The organism is Phytoactinopolyspora endophytica, assembly GCF_004138495.1.
Classification (GTDB): Bacteria; Actinomycetota; Actinomycetes; order Jiangellales; family Jiangellaceae; genus Phytoactinopolyspora; species Phytoactinopolyspora endophytica.
This window is the reverse complement of sequence record NZ_ML142853.1, coordinates 428,573-438,491: the sequence shown is the minus strand read 5'-3', so window position 1 is coordinate 438,491 and position 9,919 is coordinate 428,573. Positions and strand designations below refer to the sequence as shown.

The 9,919-nt window shown below is 68.4% G+C and carries 10 protein-coding genes; 4 read left to right on the top strand and 6 right to left on the bottom strand.

The genetic code is table 11. From position 1 onward, the window contains the following. The 4 genes from ELR45_RS12795 to ELR45_RS12780 all read right to left on the bottom strand — a co-directional run. A partial coding sequence (locus ELR45_RS12795; RefSeq protein WP_165367725.1) for an iron chelate uptake ABC transporter family permease subunit occupies nt 1-1,162 on the bottom strand: 1,162 nt, incomplete at its 3' end. A 142-nt stretch (nt 1,163-1,304) separates the two neighbouring features. Next, entirely contained in the window at nt 1,305-2,327 is a 1,023-nt protein-coding gene (locus tag ELR45_RS12790; RefSeq protein ID WP_205856496.1) for an ABC transporter substrate-binding protein, read from the bottom strand. Nucleotides 2,328-2,373: 46 nt separating this feature from the next. Beyond that, nucleotides 2,374-3,282, bottom strand: coding sequence for an ABC transporter ATP-binding protein (locus ELR45_RS12785; RefSeq protein ID WP_129666458.1), 909 nt, complete (start codon nt 3,280-3,282; stop codon nt 2,374-2,376). 164 nt (nt 3,283-3,446) lie between these two features. Next, a complete protein-coding gene (locus ELR45_RS12780; protein ID WP_420813879.1) occupies nt 3,447-4,289 on the bottom strand; it encodes a DUF3097 domain-containing protein in 843 nt (280 codons plus the stop codon). Nucleotides 4,290-4,373: 84 nt separating this feature from the next. On the opposite strand from ELR45_RS12780, the gene hrcA reads away from it, so the two are divergent. The 3 genes from hrcA (at nt 4,374) to ELR45_RS12765 (ending at nt 7,450) form a co-directional block, all read left to right on the top strand. Continuing rightward, a complete protein-coding gene (gene hrcA, locus ELR45_RS12775; protein WP_129666454.1) occupies nt 4,374-5,438 on the top strand; it encodes a heat-inducible transcriptional repressor HrcA in 1,065 nt (354 codons plus the stop codon). Nucleotides 5,439-5,458: 20 nt separating this feature from the next. Next, nucleotides 5,459-6,598, top strand: a complete 1,140-nt coding sequence (gene dnaJ, locus ELR45_RS12770) for a molecular chaperone DnaJ (RefSeq protein ID WP_240759565.1) — start codon at nt 5,459-5,461, stop codon at nt 6,596-6,598. A 111-nt stretch (nt 6,599-6,709) separates the two neighbouring features. Then, complete coding sequence (locus ELR45_RS12765) at nt 6,710-7,450, top strand: 16S rRNA (uracil(1498)-N(3))-methyltransferase (RefSeq protein ID WP_129666450.1); 741 nt, start codon at nt 6,710-6,712, stop codon at nt 7,448-7,450. A 67-nt stretch (nt 7,451-7,517) separates the two neighbouring features. On the opposite strand, the gene ELR45_RS12760 is transcribed toward ELR45_RS12765, so the two are convergent. Then, entirely contained in the window at nt 7,518-8,756 is a 1,239-nt protein-coding gene (locus ELR45_RS12760; RefSeq protein WP_129666448.1) for a Gmad2 immunoglobulin-like domain-containing protein, read from the bottom strand. Between the two features lie 25 nt (nt 8,757-8,781). Beyond that, complete coding sequence (locus ELR45_RS12755; protein WP_205856494.1) at nt 8,782-9,306, bottom strand: SigE family RNA polymerase sigma factor; 525 nt, start codon at nt 9,304-9,306, stop codon at nt 8,782-8,784. A 118-nt stretch (nt 9,307-9,424) separates the two neighbouring features. Between ELR45_RS12755 and ELR45_RS12750 the strand changes: the two genes are divergently transcribed. Further along, nucleotides 9,425-9,772 (top strand): histidine triad nucleotide-binding protein, encoded by a 348-nt coding sequence (locus ELR45_RS12750; protein WP_129666444.1) that lies wholly within the window; start codon nt 9,425-9,427, stop codon nt 9,770-9,772. Nucleotides 9,773-9,919: the final 147 nt, after the last annotated feature.

Here is a 9,919-nt window from a genome sequence, read left to right as displayed (position 1 = left end):
GCACGATCCAGAACAACCGTTGCGAGCGGGCCCGGCCCGGGCGTGCCGCCGGCGGCCGGCGGGTGGGGCCGGAATCCCGGTGCCGGCGCGCGAGCGTGATAAGCACGATCGCACCGAACACGGTGGTGATCACGCCGGTGGGGATTTCCACGCCGGCCTGCGCGCCGAGTATCGCGCGGACCGCCACGTCCGCGCCGAGCACGATGACGACGCCGGCCAGCCCGGCCGCCGGCAGCAGTACCCGGTGCCGGGACAGGCCCGGCACGTGCGGTCCGAGCATCCGGACGATGGCGGGCGCGCACAGACCTACGAATCCGATCGGTCCGGCGACGGTGACGGCGGCTGCCGCGAGGAGGACCGCCAGCAGGGTGACGATGAGGCGCGTTCGGCGGACATTGATCCCCAGCACTGAGGCGGTGTCGTCGCCGAGGGCGAGGATGTCGAGACGGTGCCCGATGGCCATGCTGGCGGCCATGGCCACCAGGATGACGGGCCCCATCTGCTGCACCGCGTCCAGGTCTGCCTGAACAAGAGACCCGGAGCCCCACGCGAACAGCCCGGTGGTCTCCTGCTCGAACAGAAGGATCAACAGCGCGGTGAGCGAGTGCAGCGTCAGCGCGGTGGCGGACCCGGCCAGGATCAGCCGGGTCGGGCCGGATGCCCCGCCGGCGGAGAGCGCGAGCACCAGGCCGGCCGCCAGCAGTCCGCCGATGGTCGCCAGCGCGCCTGCGGTGAACGTCGGCAGGGACAGACCGACGACGGCGGCCAGCACGACGGCGAAATGCGCTCCCGCGTTGACGCCCAACGTGTCCGGGGAGGCCAGCGCGTTGCGTGCGAGCGATTGCAGGAGCGCACCGGCCATGCCGAGCGCCAACCCGACGGCTACCCCGGCGAGCATGCGCGGGAGCCGGGACGCGGTCAGGACGTTGAGCGCATCCTGATCCCCGCTGCCGAAGACCAAGCCGAGGACGTCCAGGGCATCCACCGAGGCGGTACCCTGCGTGACGTGCACCACGGCCAACGCGACGCAGGCCGCCACGCCGACCGTGAGCAGGGTCGCGACCCGCAGCCGGCGCACTGGGAGGTCGAGACGGCCGGCGCTGTCGTCGTCCGGCCGGCGCGGCGCGTCTAGGACCTCGCCAGGCCCACGCGGTTCGCTCATGTTGTCCCGTCGCCGCTCATGTCAGCTGGTCGCGCTCCGCTCCTCGTTCGCTCCGCGGGCGGCTGCGCTCGTTCCTCGCTGAGCCGACCACTCCGCTCGCTCGTCCCGTCGCCGCTCACGTTGTCTGGTCGCGCTCCGCTACTCACGTGGTGAGGATCTCCACGAACTGGTCGATGATGTTCGTGGACGACGCCGGCCCGCCGAACGTCCAGGTGCCGTCGTCGAGCTTGTGTACCTGCCCGTTCTCGACGAACGGCAGGTCGTTCCAGATAGCGTTGTCAGCCAGGCCGTCAGCGAAGACGTCCTCGCCGTCGGAGCTGCTGTAGAAGAAGTGCGGGTTCTCCAGGCTGGTCAGCCCCTCCACGTCCGTCTGTCCGAGGCCCCACTCCTCATCCACATCGCCTTCCCAGGCGTTCACCAGCCCGAGCTCTTCCGCGAGGTCCGAGACCAGCGAGCCTTGGCCGAACATGCGGAGCGCGACGGAGCTGCCCTCCATCCAGCCGTCGGCCATGGCGAACTGCTCGCCGGCGACACCGGCGTCCTCGATCTGCTGCATGCCCTCGGCCAGTGCGGCGTCGAAGTCCGCCAGGACCTGCTCGGCCTCGTCCTCCTTGCCCACGGCCGTGGCGATGGTGGTGACGTTCTCCTTCATCTTGCCGATGTTGTCCGCCGTGTCGGTGCCCTCGAGCACGATCACCGGGACGGACTCCTCGAGCTGCTGAATCAGGTTGTTCCCACGGTCCTCAGTGATCACCAGGTCCGGGTCGAGGCCGACGATCGAGTCGACGCTGGGCTCCTGCCGGGTGCCGACGTCGGTGACGTCGTCATCGAGCGGCGCGGCCTGCACCCAGGTTCCGTAACCTTCCACGTCGGCCACGCCGACCGGCATGACGCCGAGAACCACGAGCTCTTCCGTCTCGGCCCATTCCAGGGCGACGACGTCCTCCGCGGGGGCGTCGAGGGTGATCTCCTCGCCGCGCGCGTCGGTCACGGTGACCGGGCCGGTGGCCTCCGCCTCGCTGTCATCGTTGCTGCTCGCAGCGGTGTCCTCGCCGGCGTCGTCGTCCGTGTCTTCCGAGCTGCCGCAGGCGGTCAAGGCCAGTGTGGCGATGGCCAGCGCGGGAATCAGAGCGCGGCGAAGCTTCACGGGGTTCATCGGAGTCATGGGTTTCCTCAGGATCGTGACGGGTGGGTGTGCCGGCGGCCCGGGTTCAGTGGACGTCGGTGTCCAGCGCGGCGTCGCGCAGTCGGTGAGTATGCCGTCCTACCGGCTTGGTGCTGACGTGACCGGTCTGGGGATCCGGGTGAACGTCGATTCTGAGTCCGTAGACCTTGCTGAGCAACGGGCCCGTGAAGACCTCGGCGGGTGCGCCGGCGGCTTGGACCTCGCCCTTGTGCAGCAGCGCGACGTGGTCGGACACGGTCGCGGCTTGGTTGAGGTCGTGCAGGACGACGCCGACGGCGACCTTGTGCTCGTCGGCGAGATCGCGGATCAGGTCGAGGATCTCGATCTGGTACCGGAGGTCGAGGAACGTGGTCGGTTCGTCGAGCAGCAGCACATCGGTGCGCTGCGCCAGCGACGTGGCGAGCCAGACGCGCTGGAGCTCTCCACCGGAGAGCTCGTCCACGCCTCGCTCAGCCATTCCGTCGACGCCGGTGACCTCCATCGCCCACGCGACCGCAGCGGCACCCTCCGGGTCTTCGCGCCGCCAGCGGCCCCGGTACGGATGGCGCCCGTACTCGACGACGTCACGCACGCAGATGCCGTTCGGCGTGGGCCGGCTCTGGGCCAGCAGGGTCACCCGGCGGGCGAAATCCTTGGCGGTCAGGTCCAGCGCCGACGAGCCGTCGCCGAGCACGATCTGACCGCTGTCCGGCCGGTGCAGGCGGGCGAGCGCTCGCAGCACTGTGGACTTGCCACTGCCGTTCGGGCCCACGAGCGCCGTGACGTGGCCGTTCAACATCCGGATCGAGGCGCTGGCGACGACCTGAACACCGTGGTAGCCGAGCGTCAGCTCGACGCCGCGCAGGCCGGTCGAGGCCTGCTGGGGGACGTCCTGCTCGGCCGGGTCGTGTCTGGCGGGGGCCGGCGAGACGCCGCCATGAACTGTCACGGACATGTGGCTAGGGTAGCCTCGCCTTACCCGGTTGGGAAATCCGCGTCCATATCGTAGGCGGACTTAGATACCGCCGACCCACCTTGATACCGAGGAGTGCGGTCCAGGCCTGATATTCGCTGTAGAGCGCATTCCTCGGTGTCGAAGTCGCGATGTCCGTGCGACTTCTATGCGGCGCCAGGGGAGGTGACGAAGTCGATGATCTCCTCGACCCGGCCGAGGAACGCCGGCTCCAGGTCGGTGTAGGTGTTCACCGCCGCGAGGATCCGCCGCCACGCTGCGGGCGGCTCTTCCGTCCATCCGATCGCGCTCAGCACACCCTCCTTCCACGGCACACCCCGCGGAACGTCCGGCCAGGCGTCGATCCCCAGCACTGATGGGCGGACCGCCTGCCAGACGTCGATGTACGGATGGCCGATGATCAGCACGTGCTCCGCGCCGGAGCCGGTCGTGGCGCGTTCGGCGATCCGTGACTCCTTCGATCCGTCGACCATGTGGTCGAGGAGGACACCGAGCCGGCGGCCGGGACCTGGGTCGAAGTCGCGGATGATCTCCGGAAGGTCGTCCGCGCCGCCGAGCTCCTCGACCACCACGCCCTCGACGCGCAGGTCGTGCCCCCAGATCTTCTCCACCAGCTCCGCGTCGTGTTTGCCCTCGACGTAGACGCGGCTCTCCCGGGCCGTGCGGGCGCGGTGATGCTCGACGGGGCGGGAGCCGGATGCGGTGCGGCTCGGTGCGGCGGCCGCCGGGCGCGTCGGGCGTACCAGGGCGACCGGCTTGCCGTCGATCCAGAAGCCTGGTCCGAGTGGGAAGGCTCGCCGTTTCCCCTGCCGGTCCTCCAACGTCACGCCATACTTGTCGCAGTCGACGACGGCGCCACAGAATCCGGTCTGCACATCTTCGACGACGAGCCCCGGTTCGGCGGCGGTCTCGACGCTCTCCGGCCGCTTCGGGTGCGGCGAGTTGGAGAGGACGTCTCGCCCGTAACGATCAGAAAAGCTCTGCACGATCTGGACGCTACTACGTGCGTGGCACCACCCGGTGCCCGACGCCCGGTAGAATTGGCACTTTGACGATACGAGTGCCAGCGTACGATGGCGTGCGCGGGTACGGATGCTCAGGGAGGTGTTGGTGTGCCGATCGATGAGCGCAAGCTGGACGTCCTGCGGGCGATCGTTAAGGACTACGTCGCCACCCAGGAGCCCGTAGGTTCCAAGGCTCTGGTTGACCGGCATCAGCTGGGCGTCTCGTCGGCCACGATCCGCAACGATATGGCGACACTGGAGGACGAGGGTTACATCGCCCAGCCGCATACCAGCGCCGGGCGGGTTCCCACGGACAAGGGCTACCGGCTCTTCGTCGATCGTCTGTCGAGTGTCAAGCCGTTGTCCGCGGCGGAGCGCCGGGCCATCCGGTCCTTCCTGGATGGAGCGGTAGACCTCGACGATGTCATTTCGCGGACGGTGCGGCTGCTGGCGCAGCTGACCCGCCAGGCGGCTGTCGTGCAGTATCCGTCGCTCAGCCGCTCCACGGTGCGACACGTCGAGCTGGTTTCCCTTGGAGCCGCCCGGGTCCTTGTGGTGTTGATCACTGACACCGGCCGGGTGGAGCAGCGAGTGGTGGAGCTCCCGGACGGGCCGGACGACGCCCTTCTCGGAGACCTCCGGGCCAGGCTCAACGCGCTCGTCGTCGGGCTTGACTTCGCGTCGGTGGCTTCCAAGGTGGCGGACATTCCCGGCCAGTTCGCTCCGGAGGACCGGCAGGTCGTCTCGGGCATCGCGGCGACGTTGCTCGAGTCGTTGGTGGAGCGCAGCGAGGAGCGGGTGGCCGTCGCCGGCACCGCCAACCTGGCCCGGCACGGTCACGAGTTCGACAGCGAGCTTGAACCGCTGCTGTCGGCGCTGGAAGAACAGGTCGTGCTGCTGAAACTACTCGGACATGCCTCCGGCTCGACGCCGGTGACGGTCCGGATCGGCCAGGAGAACGCGACGTCAGGGCTGTCGTCGACGTCGATCGTGACCACCGGCTACGGGCCGGGGGAGCAGGCGCTGGGTAGCATGGGAGTGCTGGGCCCGACCCGGATGGACTATCCGGGGACTATCGCAGCAGTCGGCGCTGTTGCACGTTATGTCAGTCAGATACTCGACGCCAACAACTAAGGATCTTCGAAGGATAGATGGTGCCGACCACTGATTACTACGAGGTCCTTGGGGTCTCCAAGGACGCCTCCACAGAGGACATAAAAAAGGCCTACCGGAAGCTCGCCCGGAAGCTGCACCCCGACATCAACCCGGATCCGGAGACGCAGGAGCGTTTCAAGCAGGTCACCAGTGCCTACGAGGTGCTGGCCGACCCGAAGAAACGGGAGATGTACGACCTCGGCGGTGATCCGCTCGGTGCGGGTGGCGGAGCCGGTGGTGGTTTCGGCGCCGGATTCTCCTTCTCCGACATCATGGACGCCTTCTTCGGCGGTACCGCGACTCGCGGTCCTCGCAGCCGTGTGCGCCGTGGTCAGGATGCGATGGTCCGGTTGAAGATCGACCTCGCCGAGGCGGTCTTCGGGGCCACCAAGGAGTTGCAGGTCGATACGGCCGTCGTCTGCACCGTGTGCTCCGGCGAGGGCACCGCGACGGGCGCGCAGCTGGTGACCTGTGACACCTGTGGTGGACAGGGCGAGGTGAAGCAGGTCCAGCGTTCCTTCATGGGCCAGGTGATGACGGCCCGGCCGTGCCCGCAGTGCCAGGGTTTCGGAACCGTCAACCCGAACCCGTGCGTGGAATGCGGCGGTGAGGGACGCGTCCGCAGCCGGCGCACGCTGACCATCAAGATTCCGGCGGGCGTGGACAGCGGCACCCGGATCCAGCTGGGTGGTCATGGCGAGGTCGGCCCCGGCGGCGGCCCCGCCGGCGACCTCTACGTCGAGATCGCCATCAACCCGCATCCGATCTTCACCCGCGACGGTGATGACTTGCATTGCGCCCTGCCGCTGCCGATGACGGCCGCGTCTTTGGGGACCAGCGTGGAGCTGGACACCCTCGATGGAAAGGAGACCATCGAGGTTCGTCCGGGTGCCCAGCACGGGGAGAAGATCCGGCTGGCCGCGCGCGGCGTTCCGCGGCTGCGCGGTACCGGCAGGGGAGACCTCCTGATCCATCTCGACGTGGTCACCCCGACCAAGCTCGACGCCCGGCAGGAGGAACTGCTGCGAGAGCTGGCGAAGCTCCGTGGCGAAGAGCACGTCCCGGGGCCCACCGCGGCCGGGCAGCAGGGGAGCGTGTTCAGCCGGATTCGAGATGCCTTCAAGGAAGGCCTGAGCTAGGGCCCACGCGGTCCTTGAGTACAGCGGCGGTGTTCGCTTTCAATACCCGGGCGGCGCTCGGGGACGGGTAAGCTGCCGCCGCTGACTCACGAGCGCTCAGGAGACGATGTCTTGTCCCTTCCGGTCTTTCTCATCGACGCGACGACGTTGCGCGGATCCGGCCGGGTCACGCTAGGCGGCGACGAGGGCCGGCACGCTGCCGTCGTCCGGCGGATAGGCGCCGGGGAACGCGTCGAGCTCACCGACGGCGCCGGACATGTCGCGCGGTGTCTCGTCACGGCGGCCGACCGGAACGGCCTCACCTGCGAAGTCGAGTCCAGGAACGACGAGCCGCGGCCCGCGCCACGGATCGTCGTAGTTCAGGCGTTGCCGAAGGGTGACCGGGGCGAGACGGCGGTCGAAACGCTGACCGAGGTCGGCGTCGACGAGATCGTGCCGTGGGCGGCGGCCCGGTGCGTCACCCGCTGGAAGGGTGAGCGCGGCGAAAAGACACTGCGCAAGTGGCGCTCGACTGCCCGGGAGGCGGCCAAGCAAGCCCGCCGGTCCTGGTTCCCCGAGGTCAGCGGCCTCGCGACGACCGCCGAGGTGTCGACGAGGCTGAACAACGCCGATGTGGCCATCGTCCTGCACGAAGATGCCGACACCTCGCTGGCAGCCATCGATCTCCCCGACGGCGGCGAGGTCATCCTGGTTGTCGGGCCGGAGGGCGGGGTCGCGCCGGAGGAGCTGAACGGCTTCGAATCAGTAGGCGCCATCCTGGCGCGCCTGGGACCGACGGTCCTGCGCACGTCCACCGCGGGCACCGTCGCCGCTGGGAACATTCTCGCCCGAACCCCTCGCTGGCCTGCCTGAACAGGCCTGGCCCGTTGGGTCGTGCGTGCCCCGTCGAGCATCGGGTCACTTCCGAGTGCAGGATCGTTTACTCAAGGACAGTGAATTCCTTCGTCTCCGAGTACGGGTCACGCCCTTCGCCGCCGGAGACGTCGTCCTCCATGACGGTGATCTCGTATGTCCCGGGATCAAGGTCGCCGAGATCGATGCTGTATCCGGAGAACGTGAACGCTTCCTCCGTGGAGGTGTAGCCTGAGTCGACGACCTCGCCGTCGCGCCGCAGCTCCCAGAGCAGATTCGCCTCGTGCACGGCGGCCACCCCGTCGACGGTGACCGGGCCGGCGACCTCCGCGCCGTAGCCGGGGTTGTCGATCTGGACGAAGTAGCGCACGTCGTTCTGGTCGTCCCGGGTGACCGGCTCGGTCATATCGAGCTGGCCGAAGAGGTCCGTCGGCGGTTCGCCGTCGACCAGGATCTGCACCGGCAGCGCGCTGCTGACGCCGTCGACCAGGGAGCCTGCCGTCGCTGTCGCCGTGTACACCAGCTGCTGGACGGCGACCTCGGCGGACTCGGGACTCGCCGCGAGCTCGACCGGTGAACTCAGGTTCACTTCGATGACGTCGTCCACGACTTCGGCCGAGACCACGTCGACCGGCGCCCACAGAGTCTCGTAACGGGGGTCGAACGACGGGCCGTTGAGCGTCTGATGCACGGCTGTGACCAGCGCGTTGTCGGTGCTGTCGACGCGCTGCCACTCACGCGTGATGCGGCCGTCGATCACGTAGTAGACGGGCAGCGCGGAGCCTTCGGCGGCCATGTACACGCTGTCGGGCTCCGCGTTCGCGTCCTCTTCACCGGTTCCGTCGCCGTCTCCGGCGTCGTCGCCCGGCGGCTGGTCCTGATCGTCCGACTCCGCGTCGGCTCCGTCATCTACGTCGCCGGTATCCGCGTCCTCTGAATCGGCGGGAGATTCGGTCGGACCGACCGTCGCATCGTCGTCATCGCTGACCGTGTCGTCGTCGGGCGTGGACTCAGGGGAGCGAGGCGAGGCCGGTTCGGTCGTCGTCGGCGAATCCGCCGGGCTGACGGAGAGGTCGCCTCCGTCGGTCCCCAGGCTGTTCACCGCGATGATGACGGCTGCGGCCGTGGCGAGTCCACCCGCGGCGGCGGTCAGAAAGGCGGGCCGCCGCCACCAGGGCGCACGGACCGTGCGGCGCCGGATCTGGGCCAAGCCGTCCGGGCCCGGCGTGACATTGTCGGCTTGCGCATGCAGAGCCGCGCTCAACCGCTCCTCTTCGGGGGTCCACTTCTCGTTCATCTCGCTCATCGCCTTCGCCTCCTTTCGCCGGTTGTCACGACCAGGACTCGAGCAGAGGTCGCAACGTCGCCAACCCCCGTGATGCGTGGCTCTTCACTGCACCGTTGCTGATCTTCATCGCCGCTGCTATCTCCGACTCGGACAGCCCGCCGTAGTAACGCAGGACGAGCGCCTCTCGCTGTCGCGCGGGCAACTTCCGCATGGCCCGGATGAGAGCATCACCGGTCGCTCCCGCCATAGCGGTCTGCTCGGCACTGGGGGCGTCCAGCGGGCGGTCTTCTGGGTGGCGGTCGGCCACGTGGCGCCGACGTTGTACGGAGCGGGTGCCGTGCACGACCGAGGTGCGCAGGTATGCCGCTGCCTTCTGTGGATCATGCAGTTTGCGCCACCTGCGGTGGAGCGCGACGAAGGCGTCCTGCACCACCTCCTCGGCGACCGCCTCATCGCGGAGGAGGAGCGTAGCCAGCCGGACGAGGCCGGCATAGTGGGCCGTGTAGAGCTCGGTGATCGCCGCGTCAGCGTCAGACACGTCCTCCGCCTCGCGGTTGCTGTCCTCCACCACATACTCCTACTGACGTGTTCGGGCCGTGTTGGGTTTACCTGGTTCTTGGGTTGCTGCACAAGTGCCTTGACCGGATCGCGACGAAGCGCTGTGACGAGTGTCCTACGATGCAGGGATGAGCACCGATGACGACTGCCTGTTCTGCAAGATCGTTGCACGTGACATCCCGGCGACCGTCGTGCACGAGTCTGAGAGGGCGCTGGCCTTCCGTGACATCTCACCCCAGGCACCGACCCACGTCCTGGTGATCCCCAAGGCGCATTTTCAGGACGCTCCGGCGCTGGCCTCGGCCGACCCGGTGGCCTTGGCCGAGGTCGTCAGTGTCGGCGCGGCCGTGGCTGAGACCGAGGGCTTGGATGCCTTCCGTCTGGTGTTCAACACTGGAGCCGAGGCGGGCCAGTCGGTCTTCCATACCCACGCCCATCTACTCGGCGGGCGCAAGCTCGAGTGGCCGCCGGGCTGAGAAATACACTCCAGGTTGTCGGTGTGCACGGGTACGATGGGCAAATCAGTAGACGCAACGCGTAGCACCGGGCGTCGTCACCGTTGAGTGACGCGTGCGGGCTCGCGGTCGAGACCGGAGGGTAGTGTGATCGGGGCCCGTCAGGGC